Source organism: Arthrobacter sp. Leaf234, assembly GCF_001422665.1.
Taxonomy (GTDB): domain Bacteria; phylum Actinomycetota; class Actinomycetes; order Actinomycetales; family Micrococcaceae; genus Arthrobacter_D.
Map to the genome: position 1 here is coordinate 371,439 of NZ_LMLU01000005.1, position 22,363 is coordinate 393,801.

At 68.7% G+C, this 22,363-nt stretch carries 21 protein-coding genes; 16 read left to right on the top strand and 5 right to left on the bottom strand.

Annotated elements, in window-relative coordinates; translation table 11 throughout:
- Positions 1-7 precede the first annotated feature (7 nt).
- Positions 8-787: a hypothetical protein gene (locus ASF21_RS09545; protein WP_055770055.1), complete on the bottom strand. Its 780-nt coding sequence runs from the start codon at positions 785-787 to the stop codon at positions 8-10.
- Between the two features lie 171 nt (positions 788-958).
- On the opposite strand from ASF21_RS09545, the gene ASF21_RS09550 reads away from it, so the two are divergent.
- The 5 genes from ASF21_RS09550 to ASF21_RS09570 all read left to right on the top strand — a co-directional run bounded on the left by ASF21_RS09550 (position 959) and on the right by ASF21_RS09570 (position 5,038).
- Positions 959-1,447: a hypothetical protein gene (locus ASF21_RS09550; RefSeq protein WP_055770762.1), complete on the top strand. Its 489-nt coding sequence runs from the start codon at positions 959-961 to the stop codon at positions 1,445-1,447.
- 52 nt (positions 1,448-1,499) lie between these two features.
- Positions 1,500-2,351 carry an exodeoxyribonuclease III gene (locus ASF21_RS09555; RefSeq protein WP_055770059.1) on the top strand — a complete coding sequence of 284 codons (852 nt, stop codon included), beginning with the start codon at positions 1,500-1,502 and terminating at the stop codon, positions 2,349-2,351.
- On the top strand, positions 2,344-3,387 hold the full coding sequence (gene trpS, locus ASF21_RS09560) for a tryptophan--tRNA ligase (RefSeq protein WP_055770063.1): 1,044 nt from the start codon (positions 2,344-2,346) through the stop codon (positions 3,385-3,387). Before ASF21_RS09555 ends, trpS begins: the two co-directional genes overlap by 8 nt.
- 75 nt (positions 3,388-3,462) lie before the next feature.
- The gene (locus tag ASF21_RS09565; protein ID WP_321166892.1) at positions 3,463-3,990 is read left to right on the top strand and encodes a 2'-5' RNA ligase family protein; all 528 of its coding nucleotides are present in this window, start codon (positions 3,463-3,465) and stop codon (positions 3,988-3,990) included.
- Entirely contained in the window at positions 3,950-5,038 is a 1,089-nt protein-coding gene (locus ASF21_RS09570; RefSeq protein WP_055770069.1) for a YihY/virulence factor BrkB family protein, read from the top strand. The genes ASF21_RS09565 and ASF21_RS09570 overlap by 41 nt, the downstream gene beginning before the upstream one ends.
- A 159-nt stretch (positions 5,039-5,197) precedes the next feature.
- Here ASF21_RS09570 and ASF21_RS09575 read toward each other — a convergent pair whose 3' ends face one another.
- The 4 genes from ASF21_RS09575 to sdhC form a co-directional block, all read right to left on the bottom strand.
- Entirely contained in the window at positions 5,198-5,986 is a 789-nt protein-coding gene (locus tag ASF21_RS09575; RefSeq protein ID WP_055770072.1) for a succinate dehydrogenase iron-sulfur subunit, read from the bottom strand.
- Positions 5,986-7,764, bottom strand: a complete 1,779-nt coding sequence (sdhA, locus tag ASF21_RS09580) for a succinate dehydrogenase flavoprotein subunit (protein ID WP_055770074.1) — start codon at positions 7,762-7,764, stop codon at positions 5,986-5,988. Before sdhA ends, ASF21_RS09575 begins: the two co-directional genes overlap by 1 nt.
- A 107-nt stretch (positions 7,765-7,871) precedes the next feature.
- Positions 7,872-8,339, bottom strand: a complete 468-nt coding sequence (locus ASF21_RS09585; protein WP_055770077.1) for a succinate dehydrogenase hydrophobic membrane anchor subunit — start codon at positions 8,337-8,339, stop codon at positions 7,872-7,874.
- Between the two features lie 5 nt (positions 8,340-8,344).
- A complete protein-coding gene (gene sdhC, locus ASF21_RS09590; RefSeq protein ID WP_055770080.1) occupies positions 8,345-8,740 on the bottom strand; it encodes a succinate dehydrogenase, cytochrome b556 subunit in 396 nt (131 codons plus the stop codon).
- 201 nt (positions 8,741-8,941) lie between these two features.
- On the opposite strand from sdhC, the gene ASF21_RS09595 reads away from it, so the two are divergent.
- The 11 genes from ASF21_RS09595 (at position 8,942) to ASF21_RS09645 (ending at position 22,144) form a co-directional block, all read left to right on the top strand.
- Positions 8,942-10,081 carry a mannose-1-phosphate guanylyltransferase gene (locus ASF21_RS09595; protein ID WP_055770083.1) on the top strand — a complete coding sequence of 380 codons (1,140 nt, stop codon included), beginning with the start codon at positions 8,942-8,944 and terminating at the stop codon, positions 10,079-10,081.
- Between the two features lie 176 nt (positions 10,082-10,257).
- Complete coding sequence (locus ASF21_RS09600; RefSeq protein WP_055770086.1) at positions 10,258-11,457, top strand: amidohydrolase; 1,200 nt, start codon at positions 10,258-10,260, stop codon at positions 11,455-11,457.
- 313 nt (positions 11,458-11,770) lie between these two features.
- Positions 11,771-12,886 (top strand): BMP family lipoprotein, encoded by a 1,116-nt coding sequence (locus ASF21_RS09605; RefSeq protein ID WP_055770089.1) that lies wholly within the window; start codon positions 11,771-11,773, stop codon positions 12,884-12,886.
- Between the two features lie 175 nt (positions 12,887-13,061).
- The gene (locus ASF21_RS09610; protein ID WP_055770091.1) at positions 13,062-14,606 is read left to right on the top strand and encodes an ABC transporter ATP-binding protein; all 1,545 of its coding nucleotides are present in this window, start codon (positions 13,062-13,064) and stop codon (positions 14,604-14,606) included.
- On the top strand, positions 14,603-16,009 hold the full coding sequence (locus ASF21_RS09615) for an ABC transporter permease (RefSeq protein ID WP_414826621.1): 1,407 nt from the start codon (positions 14,603-14,605) through the stop codon (positions 16,007-16,009). The genes ASF21_RS09610 and ASF21_RS09615 overlap by 4 nt, the downstream gene beginning before the upstream one ends.
- Positions 16,006-17,292 carry an ABC transporter permease gene (locus ASF21_RS09620; protein ID WP_055770093.1) on the top strand — a complete coding sequence of 429 codons (1,287 nt, stop codon included), beginning with the start codon at positions 16,006-16,008 and terminating at the stop codon, positions 17,290-17,292. Before ASF21_RS09615 ends, ASF21_RS09620 begins: the two co-directional genes overlap by 4 nt.
- A 10-nt stretch (positions 17,293-17,302) precedes the next feature.
- The gene (locus tag ASF21_RS09625) at positions 17,303-17,698 is read left to right on the top strand and encodes a cytidine deaminase (protein ID WP_055770097.1); all 396 of its coding nucleotides are present in this window, start codon (positions 17,303-17,305) and stop codon (positions 17,696-17,698) included.
- 134 nt (positions 17,699-17,832) lie between these two features.
- Positions 17,833-19,119, top strand: a complete 1,287-nt coding sequence (locus tag ASF21_RS09630; protein WP_055770100.1) for a thymidine phosphorylase — start codon at positions 17,833-17,835, stop codon at positions 19,117-19,119.
- Between the two features lie 357 nt (positions 19,120-19,476).
- Positions 19,477-20,160, top strand: a complete 684-nt coding sequence (locus tag ASF21_RS09635) for a DedA family protein (RefSeq protein WP_055770102.1) — start codon at positions 19,477-19,479, stop codon at positions 20,158-20,160.
- Between the two features lie 24 nt (positions 20,161-20,184).
- Positions 20,185-21,342, top strand: coding sequence for an adenosine deaminase (locus ASF21_RS09640; RefSeq protein ID WP_055770105.1), 1,158 nt, complete (start codon positions 20,185-20,187; stop codon positions 21,340-21,342).
- A 7-nt stretch (positions 21,343-21,349) separates the two neighbouring features.
- Positions 21,350-22,144, top strand: a complete 795-nt coding sequence (locus ASF21_RS09645) for a MazG nucleotide pyrophosphohydrolase domain-containing protein (RefSeq protein WP_235498737.1) — start codon at positions 21,350-21,352, stop codon at positions 22,142-22,144.
- The last annotated feature ends 219 nt before the right edge of the window (positions 22,145-22,363 follow it).

Consider the following 22,363-nt stretch of genomic DNA (forward strand, 5'->3'; position numbering starts at 1 on the left):
TCAGGGATTATGCGTTGTGTGCTGCGCGGCGGCGCACTGCGAAGGTTCCACCGGCTGCTGCCGCGAGGACCAGGCCGCCACCGAGGGCGATCATGCCCGCGGAGTTGGAGGAGGACTCGGTAGCGACACCCGTGTCGGCTCCGCCGGCAGGCATGGCGCCCATCTGCGTCTTCACGAGCGTTCCACACAGGGCGGGGGAGGTCGCGCCGAGGGGGAGCTCGGGTGCGATCTCGGACGGGCTGCCGAAGACCTCGGAGGAGACGCCGGCGGTCGCCGGGTCCAGGCCGTGCACGACGACGACGGCTACGCCGGCCTCGAGCGACTTCTGGGTATCGGCGTCCAGGGTGATGGTGCGCTGGATCGAGTACGTTCCACCCTGGCCACCGAGCTGGAGGTTCAGGCCCTCTGCCGGAGTGGTGGCACCCGACGTGGTCAGCGTGGTCTGGATGGCGCCGTATCCGGGTACACCCTCGGCGACGTTGACGATGCCGTCGCCATTGGCGTCATCGGCGGGCGTGGGGCACTTGCCTGCCGCACCGCCGTGGATGTGCTGGACGTGGGGGTACGGGGCGTCCATGAAGGTCTGGGCGAGGCCCGAGACCTGCAGGTTGACCGTGGCCTGATCGCCCACGACGTCGAGGGTGATGGTGCCGGTGCCGGTCGTGCCGTTCAGCTGGCCGAGGGTCGAGGAGTAGGAGCCGTCAGCGGCCATCGCGGGGGAGCCCGCGAGAGCGACTGCGCCGATGGCGAGGGCCGGTACTGCGAGGAAGCGCATCTTCTTGTTCATGGGAAAGTCCTCCATAGTGCGAATGAGGCGCACCGTGGGGCGCGCACGACTGTACTTCGGGGTGATCCCGATCACGGATGGGAGCGGATGGGAAAAAACTTCGAAACCCCTGTGAGTTCGCCTGCGGTGGAAGACCGGGGGGTCGGTCGGCCGATGCGGGAGAATGGCCTGATGCAGTCTCTTGGAAGCAATGGGCGGCCTCAGGGCCGGGGTGTGAGCATGCGCATGGGCACGGCCGGGATGGCCGTCATGGTGGTCGTGTTCCTCGTGGCGGTCGTCTTCGCGGCCAACCAGAACGATGTGATCGGCTGGTTGGTCGCCATCATCTCCCTGGGCTGGCTCCTGATCTTCAGCTACGTGGTGCTGAGTCTCCGCTCCGCGGCACGGAAGGCCGCGGACCGGATCCAGGCGCACGGCGGGTTCGGCGGTGCCGGTGCGTCACCCGCGGGTCCGGTGGCCGTCGACAGGGCGAGGGACCTGAAGCTCGACCACAGCTTCAAGATCGTCCAGGTGCAGGTGGGCGTCGTGCGCGAGTACCTCGGCAAGGACGAGGGCATGGTGGAACGTGCACTCGAGACCATCGAGATCACCTCGCACAACGCGAGGTCCATGATGAAGGGCTCCACCGAGGGTCCGGTGGAGGGCACGGTCGTCGACTGAGCACCTCCCGACCGAGGTGAAGGGACACACCCTCCGGGGTAAGGTTGATCGAGTGAGTCCGGCATCGAACCCCCTGCAGGAACCCCTGCGTATCGCGTCCGTGAACGTCAACGGGATCCGCGCCGCCTACAAGCGCGGCATGCAGAAATGGCTGGACGGACGGGATGTCGACATCCTCTGCCTGCAGGAGGTACGGGCTCCCGACGCCGTGGTGCGGAGCCTCCTCGGCGAGGGCTGGTTCATCCTCCACACCGAGGCCGAGGCCAAGGGGCGGGCGGGGGTCGCGATAGCGTCCCGCCAGGAGCCTTCCGCCACCCGCACGACCATCGGTGACAGCTACTTCGACACGTCCGGTCGTTGGGTCGAAGCCGATTTCGAGGTGGGGGGATCGATCCTCACCGTCGTGAGCGCCTACGTCCATTCGGGCGAGGTCGGGACCCCGAAGCAGGATGACAAATACCGGTTCCTCGAGGCGATGGTCGCACGCCTGCCACAGCTCCGAGACGCAGCCGACCATGCCGTGGTCATGGGCGACCTCAACGTGGGTCATACGCAGCTCGATATCAGGAACTGGAAGGGCAACGTGAAGAACGCGGGCTTCCTTCCCGAGGAACGCGCGTACTTCGATCGTTTCTTCTCCGACGAATGCGGCTTCGTGGATGTCGCCCGGAACCTCGCGGGCGAGGTCGACGGGCCGTACACCTGGTGGTCCTGGCGGGGCAAGGCGTTCGACAACGACACGGGCTGGCGGATCGACTACCAGCTGGCCACCGAGGCGCTCGCGCAGAGTGCAGCCACCGCCGACGTCGATCGGGCACCGAGCTGGGATACCAGGTTCTCCGACCATGCCCCGCTCGTCGTCGACTACCGGATCCAACCCTCCAGGAACTCCTCTGATGACTGAACAGCACCACACGCCCGCCCCCGCCCGGCGGCAACGGATCCTCTCCGGCATGCAGCCGTCGGCAGGATCCTTGCACCTCGGCAACTACCTCGGTGCGCTCGTGCACTGGGTGCGCCTGCAGGAAACCCACGACGCGGTGTTCTTCATCCCCGACCTGCATGCGATCACGGTCCCGCAGGACCCGGCGGAGCTCATGCAGCGCACGCGGACGACCGCCGCCCAGTACATCGCTGCGGGGGTGGATCCCGACCGTGCCACGCTGTTCGTCCAGTCCCAGGTCCCCGAGCACGCGCAGCTCGCGTGGGTGCTCAACTGCCTCACGGGATTCGGCGAGGCGTCCAGGATGACGCAGTTCAAGGACAAGGCGTCGAAGCAGGGCACCGATTCCGCCAGCGTGGGACTCTTCACCTATCCCATCCTGCAGGCCGCCGACATCCTCCTCTACCAACCGGACGGAGTCCCGGTGGGGGAGGACCAGCGCCAGCACGTGGAATTGAGCCGGGACCTCGCGCAGCGGTTCAACACGCGCTTCGGCGAGACCTTCGTGGTGCCCCAGCCCTTCATCCAGAAGGAGACGGCGAAGATTTACGACCTGCAGAACCCGACGGCCAAGATGTCGAAATCGGCACCGTCGCCCGCCGGGCTCGTCAACCTGCTCGACGACCCGAAGGTCACGACGAAACGGATCAAGTCGGCGGTCACCGACGCCGGGACGGAGATCCGCTTCGACCGTGAGGAGAAGCCGGGCATCTCGAACCTGCTCGCGATCTTCTCGTCCCTATCCGGGCGAAGCATCGCCGAGCTGGAGGACGAGTACGCGGGCCGGATGTACGGGCACCTGAAGGTGGACCTCGCCGACGTCGTCGCCGAGACCCTCGCACCCATCCGCACCCGGGCCGAGGGGCTGCTCTCGGACCCCGCAGAGCTCGATCGGCTGCTGGCGAAGGGTGCCGCGAAGGCCCGTGAGCTGGCGGCGCCGACGCTCGCGGAGGTCTACGCACGCGTGGGATTCCTTCCCGCGGCGGGAGCCCGCTGACCCATGTGTGCTTCCACGGGTCTCCCCGGCCGGTTGGCGACGCCGTCGTCTCCGCCGGGACCGAGCGGCAGCTGCGTGGGCATCACCATTCCGATCCCCGAACCGCTCGCGGGTGACCTCGAGGCCTGGCGCGCGTCGTTCGGCGACCCCATGGCAGCCGTGGTGCCCCCGCACATCACCCTGATCACGACGACGCCGGCCTCCGACTGGGAGGCGACGATCGAGCACGTCCGGGCGGTCGCGCAGCACCAGCGGCCCTTCAGGGTCAGGCTCTGCAGCACCGGCTCCTTCCGGCCGGTCTCACCGGTGGTGTTCCTCAAGCTGACCGACGGCTTCGACGAATGCGTAGCCCTGCATGCGAGGCTGCAGACGGGCCCGCTCGAACGTGACCTCGAGTTCCCCTTCCATCCGCACGTGACCGTCGCGCATGATGTCTCGGAGGCAGGAATGGATGCGGCTGTGGAGGAACTGGAGTCCTTCGAGGCGTCCTTCGACGTCCGGTCCATGGGACTGTACGAACACGTGCCGTCGGGGTTGTGGAAACTGAGGGAGGAGCTACGTTTTGGCGAAGTCGCTGACGGCTCCGAAACCACCACCCGTTGAGCAGCCCTCCCCGGCGAACCTGGCGGATCTGCGCCGGAAGGTGATCGATGCCCAGGTCCGGGTCGGGAGGCTGAAGCGCTCCGGCGATGGCGGCGCGGGTCTCCTCCTGGCGAGGGTGGATCTTGCGATCTCGCGGTTCTACACGCTGAGGCCCGTGCGCGTGGTCCTGCTGTACAACGAGCGCCGCGGCCCGTTGATGGCGGCGGGGCTCGCCTACCGCCTGTTCTTCGCCATCTCCGCCCTGCTCGTCGTGGGATTCGCCGCGCTCGGGCTGGTGGTCGCCGGCGACGAGAGCCTGCGCGAACTGTCCGTGGACGCCCTCGATAAGGCGGTACCGGGGCTGATCGACCTGCAGGACGACGGGGGCGGCCTCGTCACTCCCACCCGCCTCTTCGACGCGACCAGTGGCCTCGGCTGGGCCATCGTCGTATCCTCGGCCGTCATGCTCGTGACGGCGCTCGGCTGGATCGGTGGCATGCGCCAGGCGATGCGCGGGATCTTCGCGCTGAAGCCCGTCGCCGCGCCGCCAGTGGTCCTCTGGGCGAAGGACCTCGGGACCCTCGCGGTCCTGGGTGTGATCATGGTCGTGACGACCGCCCTCGGCGTCGTGGCGACGAATACGCTGGGAGCCCTCCTGAGCTTCCTCAACCTGACGAGCGTGAGCCAGCTCCTGACACAGATGGCCGGATTCGCGGTGATGATCCTGCTGGACATCCTCGTGGCCGTGGTCCTGTTCCGGTCCGCGTCCGCCATCGAGATGCCGCGTCCGGTCCTGATCCAGGGTGCGGTGATCGCCGGAGTCGGCACCACGCTGCTCCGCACCTTCTCCACCCAGATCCTTGGAAGCTTCGGCAACAATCCGCTCCTGCTGTCCTTCGCCGTGATCCTCGCGCTGTTCGTCTGGTTCTTCCTCTTGAGCCAGGTGTACCTGGTGGCGACGGCCTGGTGCGCCGTCGGGACCGCTGACGCCGAGACCGACGCCGAGCGGCAGCACCACGCGAAGGGCGGCACCCTCCGTCAGCGCAGCCGCCGGGGGAACCGCACCTGACCGTCCGCACCTGACCGTCCGCACCTGACCGTCCGCACCGGACCGTCCGCATCTGCAGGGAGACGACGAAGGCGGCCCGTCGTGTGACGGGCCGCCTTCGGGCGGAGCATTGTGGTCAGGACCGGACGCCGCATCCGGCGTCGGTTCCCGAGCAGCGAGTCAGACCTTGCGGGTCAGGATCGCCTGCTTGACCTCCGAGATGGCCTTGGTGACCTGGATGCCGCGAGGGCAGGCCTCGGAGCAGTTGAAGGTGGTCCGGCAGCGCCAGACACCCTCCTTGTCGTTGAGGATCTCGAGGCGCATGTCCCCGGCGTCGTCCCGCGAGTCGAAGATGAACCGGTGGGCGTTGACGATCGCGGCCGGCCCGAAGTACTGGCCGTCCGTCCAGAAGACCGGGCAGGAGGAGGTGCAGGCTGCGCAGAGGATGCACTTCGTGGTGTCGTCGTAGCGGTCGCGCTCCTCGGCGGACTGCAGGCGCTCCTTCGTGGGCTCGTGGCCCTTGCTGACGAGGAACGGCATGATCTCGCGGTAGGACTGGAAGAACGGCTCCATGTCCACGATCAGGTCCTTCTCCACCGGCAGTCCCTTGATGGGTTCCACCAGGATCGGCTTGGACGTGTCGAGATCCTTCAGCAGCGTCTTGCAGGCCAGCCGGTTGCGGCCGTTGATGCGCATGGCATCGGAGCCGCACACGCCGTGCGCGCAGGACCGGCGGAAGGAGACGGAACCGTCGTGCTCCCACTTGACCTTGTGCAGGGCGTCCAGCACGCGGTCCGTGCCGTACATGGTCAGCTGCCATTCGTCCCAGTGCGCCTCGTCGGACACCTCGGGGTTGTAGCGCCGGACCTTCAGGGTGATGTCGAAGGTGGGGATCTCTCCACCGCCGCCGACGCCGGGCGCGAGCTCGACCTTGGAGGCCGGCTCCTTTTCCATCGTTTCGGTGCTCATCAGTACTTACGCTCCATGGGCTGGTATCGGGTGAAGATCACCGGTTTGGTCTCAAGGCGAACGCCACTGGTCTCGGTGGCGCGGGGGTCCTTGTAGGCCATGGAATGGGTCATGAAATTCTCGTCGTCCCGCTCGGGGTAGTCCTCACGGAAGTGGCCACCACGGGACTCCTTGCGGTGCAGGGCAGCGGCAGTCATGACCTTGGCCATGTCCAGGAGGAAGCCTAGTTCGACGGCCTCCAGCAGGTCGAGGTTGAACCGCTTGCCCTTGTCCTGCACGGTGATCCGCGTATAGCGCTCCTCCAGCGTATCGATCACGCGCAGGGCCTCGACGAGCGTCTCTTCGGTGCGGAACACCTGGACATTCGCGTCCATGATGTCCTGCAGCTCCTTGCGGATGAGGGCCACGCGCTCCCCGCCCTCCGAGCTGCGGGCCCGGTTCAGGAGCTCCTCCGTCTCGGTGGTCGGGTTCTCGGGGATCTCCACGAAGTCGGCGGTGAGGGCGTACTCTGCCGCAGCGAGGCCGGCGCGCTTGCCGAATACGTTGATGTCGAGGAGCGAGTTGGTGCCGAGGCGGTTCGAGCCGTGCACGGATACGCAGGCGACCTCACCGGCGGCGTACAGGCCGGGTACCACCGTGTCGTTGTCCGAGAGCACCTCCGCCTTGATGTTCGTCGGGATGCCACCCATCGCGTAGTGCGCCGTCGGGAACACGGGCACGGGCTCTGTGTAGGGCTCCACGCCGAGGTACGTGCGGGCGAACTCCGTGATGTCGGGCAGCTTCGCGTCGATGTGTGCGGGTTCGAGGTGGGTCAGGTCGAGGAGGACGTAGTCCTTGTTCGGCCCGGCTCCGCGTCCTTCGCGGACCTCGTTGGCCATCGACCGGGCGACGATGTCGCGCGGCGCGAGGTCCTTGATGGTGGGGGCGTAACGCTCCATGAAGCGCTCACCCTCCGAGTTGCGGAGGATCGCGCCCTCGCCGCGTGCGGCCTCCGAAAGGAGGATGCCGAGGCCTGCGAGGCCGGTCGGATGGAACTGGAAGAACTCCATGTCCTCGAGGGGGATGCCCCTGCGGAACGCGATACCCATGCCGTCGCCCGTGAGGGTGTGGGCGTTGGAGGTCGTCTTGTAGACCTTGCCGACACCGCCCGAGGCGAACACCACGGACTTCGCCTGGAAGACGTGCAGTTCGCCGGAGGCGAGGTCGTAGGAGACGACCCCGGCCACGCGCTTCTGGATGCGGGTGACACCGTCCTCGGTGACCTCCTGGTCGACCATCAGCAGATCGAGGACGTAGTACTCGTTGTAGAACTCGACGTTGTGCTTGACGCAGTTCTGGTAGAGCGTCTGGAGAATCATGTGACCCGTACGGTCCGCCGCGTAGCAGGAGCGCCGGACGGGTGCCTTGCCGTGGTCCCGGGTGTGTCCGCCGAAGCGTCGCTGGTCGATCCGGCCCTCGGGCGTGCGGTTGAAGGGCAGACCCATCTTCTCGAGGTCCAGGACCGCCTCGATGGCTTCCTTGGCCATGACTTCGGCCGCGTCCTGGTCCACCAGGTAGTCACCGCCCTTGACGGTGTCGAACGTGTGCCACTCCCAGTTGTCCTCTTCGACATTCGCGAGTGCGGCGCACATGCCACCCTGTGCTGCGCCGGTGTGGGAGCGGGTCGGGTAGAGCTTGGTCAGCACGGCGGTGCGAGCCCGCTGGCCGGACTCGATAGCTGCGCGCATTCCCGCGCCGCCCGCGCCGACGATGACGACGTCGTACTTGTGGACCTGCATGCTGGTCGCTCTTTCTGTTGAAACCGGTGAGGATGCATGAGGCCGCCCCAGTGGGCCTGTCATGCGGGAACTGCCGACCTGCGGCAGGGACGGACTGCGGGGTGGCGTCAGGGAGCGGGGCAGTAGTCCGCGACGTGAGCCACACCGTCGATCACGGGGCACGGATCGAAGGTGAAGATCACGAGGGTGCCGAGGACCACGATGACGACCGTCGAGGTGTACAGGACACCCTTGAGCCACATGCGGGTGCTGTTCTTCTCGGCGTAGTCGTTGATGATCACGCGGATGCCGTTGGTGCCGTGCAGCATCGAGAGCCACAGGAGCGTCAGGTCCCAGATCTGCCAGACCGGGTCGGCCCACTTGCCGGCGACGAAGCCGAAGTCGATCCCGCTGATGCCGTCACCCGCGACGAGGTTGACGTAGAGGTGGACGAAGATGAGTACCACGAGGATGGCTCCGGAGAGGCGCATGAACAGCCAGGCGACCATTTCGAAGTTCCCGCGGGAGCCCGGGGTGCGTGAGTAGCCGGGGGAGACGCGGCCGGAGCGCGGGCTCTCGATGGTTGGGGTAGCCATGGGTACTAACCTCCGAAGACGTGCGAGAGATGGCGGATCGAGAAGGCGATCATGACGACGGCCCAGAGGCCGATGACGCTCCAGAGCATCTGGCGGTGGTACTTGGGACCCTTCTTCCAGAAGTCCACGAGGATCACGCGGATGCCGTTGAAGGCGTGGAAGACGATGGCCGCGACCAGTCCGAGCTCCCCGAGACCCATGATGGGGTTCTTGTAGGAGGCGATCACGGCGTCGTACGCCTCGGGCGAGACCCGGACGAGGGACGTGTCCAGCACGTGGACCAGGAGGAAGAAGAAAATCACGACCCCGGTGATGCGGTGGGCGACCCAGGACCATTGGCCTTCGCGGCCACGGTAGAGGGTGCCCGCTGGTGTCAGCGACTTAGTCAGTGTCTTCGGCATTGAAATTACCTCCCTGCATCGCCTGGGCGTTAGCGCGCTATACGCAGGGATACGCCGGTGCGACAGCACTCTTCGATAAGAATAATCTAGGCCGGTGACACTCCTGGATCAATTTAGGGGCCCCTCACCTGTGACCTTGTTAACACCGGAGGGCGGCCGGTGGTTCCGGGCCGCCCGGGCGCGTCGGTTACCGTGGAACGGATGAGTACCGAGAGGGCGGCTGCCCGTACCCCTGACAATGTGTTGGAGCGCTTCCACGGCGTGATCCCCGCCGGAGGGACCGGCACCCGGCTGTGGCCTCTGTCGCGTGCCGCGGCGCCGAAGTTCCTCCACGACCTCACCGGCTCCGGGAGCACGCTGATCCGCGCGACCTACGATCGCCTGCGCCCCCTCTGCGACGGCCGCACCATGGTCGTCACCGGCATCGTCCACCGCCGGGCCGTCCTCGAGCAGTTGCCCGAGATCGAGGACATGAACCTCGTCCTCGAGTCCGAGCCCAAGGACTCCGGTGCGGCCATCGGGCTCGCCGCGGCCATCCTCCACCGGCGGGATCCGGGCATCATCATGGGATCCTTCGCCGCGGACCAGGTGATCGCCCCGGTCGAGGTCTTCCAGGATGCGGTGCGCGAGGCGATCCACACGGCCGCCGAGGGGTACATCGTGACCATCGGGATCAAGCCGACGCACCCCTCCACCGGTTTCGGCTACATCAGGGCCGGCGAGCCCCTGGCGATCGACGGCGCCCCCAGCGCGCGCGCCGTGATCGAGTTCGTCGAGAAGCCCTCACAGGAGGTCGCGGACGGCTACATCGCCGGCGGCGACTACTCCTGGAACGCGGGCATGTTCGTGGCGCCGGTCGACCTCATGCTCAAGCACCTCTCGGCGAACGAGCCCGACCTCTACGCCGGCCTGATGGAGATCGCCGAGGCGTGGGACACCCCGCAGCGCGTCGAGGTGGCCCGAAGGGTCTGGCCGACGCTGCCCAAGATCGCCATCGACTACGCGGTGGCCGAACCGGCTGCGGCGGCAGGTGACGTCGCCATGATCCCGGGTGAGTTCAACTGGGACGACGTCGGCGACTTCGCCGCGATCGGCCGACTGAACCCGGCCGAGGAGAACAGCGAGCTGACGGTGATGGGGGAGGGCGCACGCGTGTTCTCCGAGAACGCCTCGGGCATCGTCGTGTCGGACACCAAGCGCGTGATCGCCCTCATCGGCATCGACGACGTCGTCATCGTCGACACGCCGGACGCCCTGCTGGTGACCACCAAGGAGCACGCGCAGGAGGTCAAGAAGGCCGTCGAACGCCTGCGGGCCAGCGGCGACACCGACGTCCTGTAGCGGACAGGTCCCCGACCGGGCCGGCCTGGCCGGACGGCGTGACCCGTGGGAAGGGGCACACGCCCCGGGACGTGGCGTCGGGCGGCCGCCGGCCCTCGGAGGGGCGCGGAGGTCCCATGACGCGGCCCCGACACAGGAGTGCTGGTCGCCGCGCCACCGGTCGGTAGGCTGAGGACGTGGAAACGTCCAGCACCCAGAGCCCTCCGGCCTCCCGCGTCGGTGCCTCCCTCGATCCCCTGCTCGACGAGCTGACCGACATCCGGCGTGACATCCACCGTCACCCGGAACTGTCCTACAAGGAGCACCGCACCACGGACCTCGTCGTGGCCCGGCTCGCGCAGGCGGGTCTGTCCCCCCGGCGCCTCGAGGGGACCGGCGCGTGCGTCGACATCGGTAGCGGCCCCCTGCGGCTCGGTCTCCGCGCCGATATCGACGCGTTGCCGATCATCGAGGAGACCGGCCTGCCCTTCGCGTCCGCATCGACGGGCGTCACGCACGCCTGCGGCCATGACATCCACACCACCGTGATGCTCGGCGTCGCCCTGGTCCTCGCGGACATCGATGCCGCGACACCGCTCCCCGGCACGGTGCGCATCATCTTCCAGCCCGCCGAGGAGATGATGCCCGGGGGAGCGATCGACGTCATCGCCCAGGGCGTGCTCGACGGCCTGCCACGCATCCTCGCGCTGCACTGCGACCCGAGGATCGACGTCGGCCTGGTCGGCACGCGCATCGGTGCGATCACCTCGGCATCGGACACGATCCGGGTGGAGCTGAGCGGACGCGGCGGGCACACCTCGCGCCCGCACCTCACCGAGGACCTCGTCTTCGCGCTCGCGACCATCGCCGTCAACGTGCCGGCCGTCCTGTCCCGCCGGATCGACGTGCGCAGCGCCGTGTCCGTGGTGTGGGGCCAGATCCACGCGGGCTCCGCGCCCAATGCCATCCCCGCGCACGGCTTCATGTCCGGCACGCTCCGCTGCCTCGACGGCGAGGCCTGGGAGTCGGCCGGGGAGCTTCTCGACCGGGCCGTCCGTGAGGTCGCCGCGCCCTTCGGCGTCGACGTGAAGCTCGAGCACATCCGGGGGGTCCCGCCGGTGGTCAACCAGGAGGCGGAGACGGGCCTCCTGGAGGCGGCCGCCCGGGCCGAACTCGGGTCGGGCGCCGTCGTGCTCACACCGCAGTCCATGGGAGGCGAGGACTTCGCGTGGATGACGCAGGAGGTCCCCGGCGCCATGATGCGCCTCGGGACGAGGACCCCGGGCGGCGAGACGTTCGACCTCCACCGCGGCGACTACACGCCCGATGAGCGTGCCATCGGGTACGGCGTGAGGGTCATGGCGGCGGCGGCCCTGCAGGCGGTCCTCGAGCGCTGACCGCAGGCTGGGCGGCTGCGTGGGCTCCGTCGGGGCTCCGTCGGGGGTTCCGCCCGGGGCGCGGAGCGGCAGGTCCGCCGGACCCGGCTGTCCTCAGCGACCTGCGCATAACGAAAGCCGAACGATCGACCGCCCTGGACGGCCCGTGTAGTGTTCCGCGTCACTTGGCCCTTAGGATGTTCGCATACGTGCTGCACCGACGGTGTCGCGGCGCCACGGTCTTCAGTGAAAACAGAGCCTCGGATCAATCGTGACCCGTGATGGACACTCACTGGCAGTCGTCCCCGTGGCGCATTTCTTTCCTGGAGGCATTTTGAAGAACTCACTGCGCACTTTCTCGCGCGGAACCGGCCTGTCCGCCGCCGTCCTCGGCGTCTCGGCCCTCGTCCTCTCCGGCTGCGGTGCGCCGCCCGCCGAGGACGCCCCCGCCGCAGGCGGTAGCAGCGCCGCTGCAGGCACCGACTACCTCGGCTGCATCGTCTCCGACTCCGGTGGATTCGACGACCGCTCGTTCAACCAGTCGAGCTACGAGGGTCTGAAGAAGGCCGAGACGGACCTCGGCATCCAGACCAACCAGGCCGAGTCGCAGGCCGAGACGGACTTCGGCCCCAACGTCGACCAGATGGTCCAGGGCGGCTGCAACCTCATCGTGACGGTGGGCTTCCTGCTCGCCGACACCACGAAGGAGGCCGCGGAGGCGAACACCGAGACGAACTTCGCGATCGTCGACGACAACTCGATCGACCTCCCCAACGTCAAGCCGATCATCTACGACACGGCCCAGGCGGCGTTCCTCGCCGGGTATGCGGCAGCGGCGACGAGCGAGACCGGGAAGGTGGCGACGTACGGCGGCATCAACATCCCGACCGTGACCATCTTCATGGACGGCTTCGCCGAAGGCGTGAACTACTTCAACGAGGAGACCGGCGGCGAGGTCGAGCTCCTGGGCTGGGACAAGGAGAGCCAGAACGGCACCTTCGTCGGCAACTTCGAGGACCAGGCAGCCGGCAAGACCAACACCCAGAACTTCATCAACGAGGGTGCGGACATCATCATGCCCGTCGCCGGTCCGGTCGGTTCCGGCACGCTCGACGCCGTCATCGAGGCGAACGCGGGCGGCAAGGACGTCAAGGCCATCTGGGTCGACTCCGACGGCTACGAGACCGCCGGCAAGGGCGAGGAGTTCATCCTCACCTCGGTCATGAAGCTCATGGGCGACGCCGTCGAGGACGTCATCAGCACCGACGTCGACGGCGAGTTCGACAACACGCCGTACGTCGGCACGCTCGAGAACGGTGGAGTGGCCCTCGCGCCGTTCCACGACCAGGAGGCCAACGTCCCCGACGACCTGCAGGCCACGCTCGACGGTCTGACGGAACAGATCGTCGCCGGCGAGATCGCGGTCGACTCGGCCGCCAGCCCCCAGTAGGACCGCGCCACACGAGTACCACCGCACCGCCTTCCTCCCCGCGGAACCCCCGCCCGGAGGAAGGCGGTTTGCGTTTGTCCCGGCTGCGTGTCCGCAGGCCGCACCCGGTATCCTTCACGTGACTTCCGCTCGATTCCGACGCGAAGACAACAGAACAGAACAGGCTGGTTGAGTTGTGAAACTCGAACTGATCGGCATCACGAAGCGCTTCGGATCGCTCGTCGCCAACGATCACATCGATCTCGTCGTCGAACCGGGACAGGTCCACAGCCTGCTCGGCGAGAACGGGGCCGGCAAGTCCACGCTCATGAACGTGCTGTACGGACTGTACGACCCCACCGAGGGTGAGATCCTCGTCAATGACAAGCCGGTGACCTTCAAGGGTCCCGGGGATGCGATGGCCGCGGGTATCGGGATGGTGCACCAGCACTTCATGCTCGTCCCGGTCTTCACCGTCGCGGAGAACGTCGCCCTCGGCAACGAGGCCACGAAAGCCGGCGGCATGCTCGACCTCCAGGAGACGCGGACGCGTATCCGCCGGATCTCCGACCAGTACGGGTTCGACGTCGATCCCGATGCCGTGGTCGAGGACCTGCCCGTCGGGGTGCAGCAGCGCGTCGAGATCATCAAGGCTCTCGTGCGGGACGCCGAGGTCCTGATCCTCGACGAGCCGACCGCAGTGCTGACGCCGAAGGAGACCGACGAACTGCTCGGGATCATGGCGCAGCTGAAGGCCGACGGCAAGTCCATCGTCTTCATCTCCCACAAGCTCCGCGAGGTCAAGGCCGTCTCCGACGTCATCACCGTCGTGCGGCGCGGCAAGGTGGTCGGCACCGCGGACCCGAGCGCCCCGACCACGGAGCTGGCCTCCCTCATGGTCGGCCGGTCCGTGAGCCTCACCCTCGACAAGAAGCCGGCCACCCCCGGTGAGGTGACCTTCCGGGTGCAGGACCTCACGGTGCAGGCCCCCAACGGGCAGCACGTCGTCGACGGGCTCAGCTTCGAGGTCGCCGAGGGGGAGATCCTGGCGATCGCGGGCGTGCAGGGGAACGGCCAGACGGAACTGACCGAGGCGATCATGGGTCTCCAGGACCACGTGACCGGGTCCATCACGCTGAACGGCAACCAGTTGCTGGGCCGCAGCGTGAAGGAGGTCATCCGTGCCGGTGTCGGGTTCGTCCCCGAGGACCGGAGCGTCGAGGGCCTCGTGGGCACCTTCTCGGTGGCGGAGAACCTCATCCTCAACCGGTACGACGACGCCCCCTTCGCCCGGGGACTCTCGATGTCGCAGTCGGCGATGGAGCAGAATGCCCAGGCGAAGATCGCCGAGTACGACGTCCGGACGCAGTCCGCCCAGTCCGCGGCCGGGACCCTGTCCGGCGGCAACCAGCAGAAGGTGGTCATGGCGCGCGAGTTCTCGCGTCCCCTCAAGCTGTTCATCGCCTCGCAGCCCACCCGCGGCGTCGACGTCGGATCCATCGAGTTCCTGCACCGCCGCATCGTCGCCGAGCGCGACGGCGGCACCCCCGTCATCATCGTGTCCACTGAGCTCGACGAGGTCCTCGAGCTCGCCGACCGGATCGCGGTCCTGTACCGCGGTCGCCTCATGGGGATCGTGCCGGGCACGGTCTCGCGTGATGTCCTCGGCCTGATGATGGCCGGCATGCCCGCCGACGAAGCGCTCGCGCAGGCACACGACGTACAAGGAGGAGACCTGTGAACCGGCAGGACGACCGGCCGGTGGACCCGGCCACCGGCGGGGGAGCACACCCCACCCGACGCGACGCGAAGGACGCCGCCCGGCAGGACGAGATCCGGCTCGAGACGGCGGCCGAGACAGCGGGCGGCGAGGTGCCGCCCCCGGCCGTGCCGGCCACCACGGCGGGCCTCGGGGTCGGTCCGGGCGCCGAGGCACCCCTCATGCAGCGCATCATGACCGGCAACGCGCTCGTCGCCTTCCTCTCCGTGGTGCTGTCCCTCATCCTCGGCGGCCTGCTCATCGCGGTGACCGACCAGGAGGTGGCGAGTGCGTCGTCGTATTTCTTCAGCCGTCCGCAGGACACCATCGCTGCCGCCTGGACGGCGGCCTCGAGTGCCTACATCGCGCTCTTCCAGGGCTCGGTCTTCAACTTCGAGGGCGACACCTTCACCCGGATGATCTACCCGCTGACCCAGACCCTGACCGTGGCGACGCCGCTGATCTGCGCGGGCCTCGGCGTGGCGCTCGCCTTCCGCGCGGGCCTCTTCAACATCGGTGCGCAGGGCCAGATCCTCATCGGGGCGACATTCGCCGGCTGGGTCGGCTTCACGCTGCACCTGCCGGTCGGGATCCACCTGCTCCTGGTGATCCTCGCGGGAATGGTCGGCGGTGCCCTCTGGGGCGGCCTCGTCGGACTCCTCAAGGCACGCACGGGCGCCCACGAGGTGATCCTCACCATCATGTTCAACTACATCGCGACGAACCTGGTGCTGTACTTCCTGAGCACGCCGGCCTTCCAGCGGCCCGGTTCCACCAACCCCATCAGTCCGCAGCTGGACGCGACGGCGGTGTACCCGCCGTTGCTCGGGGCCTCCTTCCGCCTGCACTGGGGCTTCGTCGTCGCCGTGCTCGCCACGGTCTTCGTCTGGTGGCTGCTGAACAGGTCCACCGTGGGCTTCGAGCTCCGCGCCGTCGGTGCGAACCCGAGCGCCGCGCGGACCGCGGGCGTGAATGTCAGCAAGGGCTACATCCTCGCCATGGCGATCGCCGGTGCACTCGCGGGCCTCGCGGGTGTCGCCCAGGTCTCCGGCACCGAGAAGGTCCTGACGTCGGGCGTCGCGGCGAGCTTCGGGTTCGACGCGATCACGGTGGCCCTGCTCGGGCGGTCCTCCCCCTGGGGCACCTTCGCGGCAGGCATCCTGTTCGGGGCCTTCCGCGCCGGTGGCGTGGCCATGCAGGCCTCCACGGGGACGAGCATCGACATCGTCCTCGTCGTGCAGTCGCTGATCGTCCTCTTCATCGCGGCGCCGCCCCTCGTCCGGGCGCTCTTCCGCCTCCCCGCCCCGGGCGCCACGCGTGCCGGCAAGGGCGGCTCCTCCACCTCCACGACCCCGACGCCAGCCTCGACCGGAGCAGCAGCATGAGCACAGCAACCACCAGCGCACCGGCGCGCAGCGCGAGCGACGCGACCGTCCGGAGCTGGAAGAACCCGATCATCCTGTCCGTCGTGGCACTCTTCGCGCTCTTCGTCTTCGCCGTCGGAGCGCCGGGCAACGACGTCACGTTCCGGTTGTCCGAGGAGAACGATCCGATCGTCCTCCCGTCGATCGTCGTCTCGGCGCCCGTCATCGGGTGGGTCGCGGCCCTGGCCATGATCGTCCTCGCCGTCCTCGCGATCCTCCGGACCCGGTCCGGGCGGAAGATCCCGGTCTGGGTCCTGGCGGTCTTCGCCGTCCTGTTCCTGATCGCCTTCCTCACGTGGGTGGTCGGCAGCGCCCGGACACCGAATGTCGCCCTGTACGGGCTCCTCGCCGGCTCGGTGACCCTCGCGGTGCCGCTCATCTTCGGCTCGCTCTCGGGTGTGCTCTGTGAGCGCTCGGGCGTCGTGAACATCGCGATCGAGGGCCAGCTCCTCTTCGGGGCGTTCGCAGCCGCCGTCGCCGCGTCGCTCTCCGGCAGCGCGTTCGTGGGCCTCCTCGCGGCAGCGGTCGCCGGAGTCCTCGTCTCGCTCGTCCTCGCGGTCTTCAGCATCTGGTACGTCGTCAATCAGGTGATCGTCGGCGTCGTCCTGAACGTGCTCGTCTCCGGGCTCACGGGTTTCCTGTTCTCCGCCGTCCTCAGCGAGGACTCGGAGCGCTGGAACTCCCCGCCGCGCCTGCCCGTCATCGACATCCCGTTGCTCGCCGACATCCCCGTGATCGGGCCGATCCTCTTCCAGCAGACGATCGTCGGCTACCTCATGTACATCGCCGTCGCCGTCGTGTACGTGGCGCTGTACCACTCGCGGTGGGGCCTTCGGACCCGCGCAGTGGGCGAGCACCCCAAGGCCGCCGACACGCTGGGCGTCAACGTCAACCGCATGCGGTTCATGAACGTGCTGCTGGCGGGCGTCGTGGCGGGTATCGGCGGATCCTTCTTCACGCTCGTGGCCGTCTCCGGCTTCGGGCGGGACATGACGGCGGGGCAGGGCTACATCGCGCTGGCAGCCCTGATCTTCGGCCGCTGGAACCCGATCGGTGCGTTCTTCGCGGCGCTGCTCTTCGGCTTCGCCACCAACCTCTCCAATGTCCTCAGCCTGCTCGGCACCCCAGTGCCGGACCAGTTCCTGCGCATGCTGCCGTACGTGGTGACGGTGTTCGCCGTCGCCGGGCTCGTCGGCCGGTCCCGCGCACCGGGCGCGAGCGGCATTCCGTACATCAAGGGCTAGGAGGCTCCGCATGACCGAGAACGACATCCCCTGGGAGGACCTCGCCGCCGCCGCGCGAACCGCGATGGCGAAAGCGTACGTCCCCTATTCCACGTACCCGGTAGGGGCGGCGGCTCTGCTCGACGACGGCCGGATCATCTCCGGCTGCAACGTCGAGAACGCGTCCTACGGGCTGACCCTGTGCGCCGAGTGCGCCCTCGTCAGCGCGCTCGCGATGAGCGGGGGCGGACGCATCCGCGCCTTCAGCTGCGTGGACGGCGAGGGGAACACCCTCATGCCGTGCGGCCGCTGCCGGCAGTTGCTGTACGAGTTCCGGGCGCCCGACATGGTGCTCATGACCGTCAGCGGCATCCGCACCATGGACGAGGTCCTGCCCGACGCCTTCGGGCCGCAGCATCTCGCCTGACCCGGGCCCCGCCCGACCAGCGCCGCGAGGGGCGCGGCCCTTCCGGCCGCGCCCCTCGCACGTCACGGCCGCCCCATCGGCCGCCGGCACCATGTGACCCACGCCCGACCACCGCTCGACCAGAGGACACCACCATGACTGAAGCCTTCGACGCCGTCGACATCATCCGCATCAAGCGCGACCGCGGCACCCTGACGCCCGAGCAGATCGACTGGACCATCGACGCCTACACGCGCGGCGCCATCGCCGACGAGCAGATGTCCGCCCTGAACATGGCCATCCTGCTCAACGGGATGGACCGCGCCGAGATCTCTCGCTGGACCGCCGCGATGATCGCCTCGGGGGAACGGATGGACTTCTCCTCCCTGGGTCGGCCGACGAGCGACAAGCACTCGACCGGCGGGGTCGGGGACAAGATCACTCTTCCGCTGGCACCGCTCGTCGCGGTCTTCGGTGTCGCGGTACCGCAGCTCTCCGGTCGCGGCCTCGGTCACACGGGTGGCACGCTGGACAAGCTCGAATCGATCCCCGGCTGGCAGGCGCACCTCAGCAACGAGGACATGATGCGCCAGCTCGCGGAGGTGGGAGCGGTCATCTGCGCCGCCGGGACCGGCCTCGCTCCGGCGGACAAGAAGCTGTACGCCCTGCGCGACGTCACGGGCACCGTCGAGGCCATCCCCCTCATCGCCTCCTCGATCATGAGCAAGAAGATCGCCGAGGGCACGGGGTCGCTCGTCCTCGACGTGAAGGTGGGCAGCGGGGCGTTCATGAAGAACGTGGACCAGGCACGTGAACTGGCCGAGACGATGGTGGCGCTCGGGAAGGACGCCGGCGTCAACACCGTCGCGCTCCTGACCGACATGAGCACGCCGCTGGGCCTGACGGCCGGCAACGCCATCGAGGTCGAGGAGTCCGTCGAGGTGCTCGCGGGCGCTGGTCCGTCCGACGTCGTCGAGCTCACGGTCCGCCTCGCGGAGGAGATGCTCGCCTGCGCGGGTGTGCACGACGCCGATCCGGCCGCTGCGCTGAAGGACGGCCGCGCCATGGACGTCTGGAACCGGATGATCGAGGCGCAGGGCGGCGACCCTCGTGCCACGCTCCCGGTCGCGAAGGAGTCCGAGGTGGTCCTGGCGCCGACCGACGGAGTCCTCGTGGGTCTCGATGCCCTCGCCGTGGGCGTCGCGGCCTGGCGCCTCGGAGCCGGGCGTGCCCGCAAGGAGGACCAGGTGCAGGCCGGCGCGGGTGTGCGTCTGCACGCGAAGCCCGGTGCCACCGTCCGTGCGGGCGAACCCCTCATGACGCTGCTCACCGACACTCCCGACAAGTTCGATCGCGCCCGCGAGGCTCTCGCCGACGCCGTCCTCATCGCCCCCGAGGGATCACGGACCGCCCAGCAGCTCATCATCGACCGGATCGCCTGAGGGTCCCCGCCCGGTTCCCGCCCGGTTCCCGCCCGGTTCCCGCCCGGTTCCCGCCCGGTTCCCGTCCCGTCTCAACGCAGCACTGCTGGTCCCCGCTCCGGGGCGCGTCGGGGATGATCCCTAGGGGGTCCGACGGCCGGCCTCATCCCCAGGGGTGAGGCTCGCCGTCGCCGATGTCGGCCGGAAGGGCGACGACCCGGAGGTGGGCCCCCGGGTAGCGTCGACGGCAGGCGCACGGCAGCGTATCGCGGCTCGCCCCGAGCCGCGCCGCCCGGCGCCATGTCCCGTCCCGACCATCCCGCGGCATCCTCCGCCGGGACGGCGCCGGTGGGGCGGACGAGCGGCAGGAGCCACTGGATGGACGAGATCATCAGTGCACTGGACGGCATCAGCGGGTTCGTCCTCGCTGCGGCCGAGCAGCCCTGGGTCTATTTGCTGGTCCTCGTCTGCTGCCTCGTCGACGGGTTCTTCCCGCCGTTCCCGAGCGAGTCCGTCGTCGTCGGCCTCGCCTCCCTCGTCATCACGCAGGGCGTCCCCGATCCGTGGCTGCTGATCCTCGCCGCGGCCCTCGGGGCGTTCCTCGGTGACAACATCGCGTACATGATCGGCCGGGGGATCGGGACCACCCGGTTCCGGTGGATGCGGCGGCCCCGCCCGCAGCGCTCCTTCGCCTGGGCGGGCCGGGAGCTGTCGAAACGTGCCGCCTCACTCATCCTGGTGGCCAGGTTCATCCCGATCGGCCGGGTGGCCGTCAACCTGACCGCGGGAGCAACCGGCTACTCGCAACGGCGCTTCGTCGCCCTGACCGCGCTGTCCGGCATCGTCTGGGCGGGCTACTCCGTGGGCATCGGTGCCGTCGCCGGTACGTGGTTCCAGCACAACCACCTGCTCGGTGTGGCGGTGGCGATCGGGATCGCCGTGGTCATCGGGTTCGTCGTGGACCGGGTCATCGCGCTCGTGCGGGGATCGACGCCCCTGCAGGAAGCTGTCGAGGCGCACCAGGACGAGCCCGAACCAGCGCGCGAGACGAGCCCGCCCTGAAAGGGATCGCGTAGGCTGGTCGCCGTGACCCAGACCCAGAACGACGCCGTCCCCACCGCTGCCGTCGACATCCAGACCCTGCCGAAGATCTCCCTCCACGACCACCTGGACGGCGGCCTCCGTCCGGCCACCATCCTCGAGCTCGCCGCCGAGATCGGCCACGAACTGCCCGCCGCGGATGCCGAATCGCTCGGTGCGTGGTTCCGCGAGTCGGCGGACTCCGGCTCGCTGGTCCGGTACCTCGAGACCTTCGACCACACCATAGCCGTCATGCAGACGCGCGAGGGACTCATCCGGGTGGCCCGCGAGTTCGTCGAGGACCTCGCGCTCGACGGCGTCGTCTACGGCGAGGTGCGCTGGGCTCCCGAGCAGCACACGCAGAAGGGACTGTCCCTGGACGAGGCCGTCGAGGCCGTGCAGGAGGGCCTCGAGGCCGGGGCCGCCGCGGCGATCGCCGCCGGCCGGGTCATCCAGGTGGGACAGCTCATCACCGCCATGCGTCACGCGGACCGTGGCCAGGAGATCGCGGAACTCGCCGTCCGCCACCGCGACCGCGGTGCTGTCGGCTTCGACATCGCCGGAGCCGAGAACGGCTTCCTGCCCTCGCGCTTCGCCGAGGCGTTCACCTATCTCGCCTCCGAGCAGTTCCCGGTGACCATCCACGCCGGCGAGGCCGCCGGCCTGGACAGCATCAAGGACGCCCTCGTCGCGGGCCGTGCGCTGCGCCTGGGGCACGGCGTGCGCATCGCCGAGGACATCGAGATCGAGGAGTCGGAGGACGAGCAGGCCGGTGACAGCGAGGAGATCGGGATCGCGAACCTCGGGCGCGTCGCGTCGTGGGTCCGTGACCGGGGCATCCCCCTGGAGCTGTGCCCGTCGTCGAACCTGCAGACCGGGGCCATCGAGGCCTTCGGGACCACGATCGACAGCCATCCCTTCGACCTGCTCTACCAACTCGGCTTCAAGGTCACGGTGAACACGGACAACCGGCTCATGAGCGGTGTCACGCTGACCGGCGAGTTCGAACTGCTGGTCGACACCTTCGGCTACGACCTCGCGGACCTCCTCGATCTCACCCTCAACGCCGTGGACGCCTCGTTCCTCCCGCTCGAGGACCGCGATGCCCTCGCCGAGCACATCGCCGAGGCCTTCGACGCCGCTGCCCGCCAGGCATCCGCCTAGCAGCGCCGTGCAGCACGAGGCCCCGTCGACGCCGGCCGCCGCGACCGGACCGGGCGTGGCGGTCGAGCGGCTTGTCGAGGTGGTGGACCTCCTGCGCAGGCACTGCCGCTGGACGGCGGCCCTGACCCACGAAGCGCTGCTCGCCTACCTCGTCGAGGAGACCTACGAACTCTACGAGGCGGTCGACGACGTCGCGCGAGCGTCCGTGCCGTCACCCGGGCTCGTCGACGAACTGCGCGGCGAACTCGGTGACGTGCTGTTCCAGGTGGTGCTGCACGCCCGGTTGGCGGCCGAGCAGGACCACTTCGATCTGGCGGACGTCGTGGCGGGCCTGACGGCGAAGCTGGTGCGCCGCAACCCCCATGTGTTCACCGCGGACGGTGCCCTCCTGGAGCTGCCGGGAACTGCGGCGGGTCCAGGAGGTGCAGCGGGCGCGCCGGTTTCGGCCGAGGAGATCGTCGAGACCTGGCACGCCGTCAAGCGCCGCGAGAAGCCCTCGCGCACATCGCCGTTCGACGGTATCCCGCACCACCTGCCCGCCTTGGCGTTCGCCGCCAAGACGCTGGCCCGGGCGGGCGAATCCGCCGGGCCGTCGGAGGGTGCACCGGGCGGTCGACCGGAGGGTGGTCCGGAGAGCCGATCGGTCGGTACGCAGCAGGGAGAGGTTCCGCCCGGCGACGAAGCCACCCTGGGCCAGGCCCTCCTGGAGCTGACACGCCGGGCGGTCCACCTCGGCCTCGATCCAGAGCGCGCGTTGCGCCGGGCCGTGCTGGAGTACCAGGCGGGCTCGGAGCGAGGGTGAGACCGGCCGTGTCGCTGAGGCATCTTGATCGCCGCCTGACCGGTTCCCCGCACGCGCGGTGCAGCGTGGACGGGGCGATGCGGCGCCGCGTCACACGTCGGGTTCCCACCCGACGTCCGGAAGCCGCGTGAACTAGGCTGGGAGCAACACCTCCGTTGCTCCGACAAAGACGTCCCAACACGATGTGAATCCCGATACTCCAACGAAGAGGAGCAATTC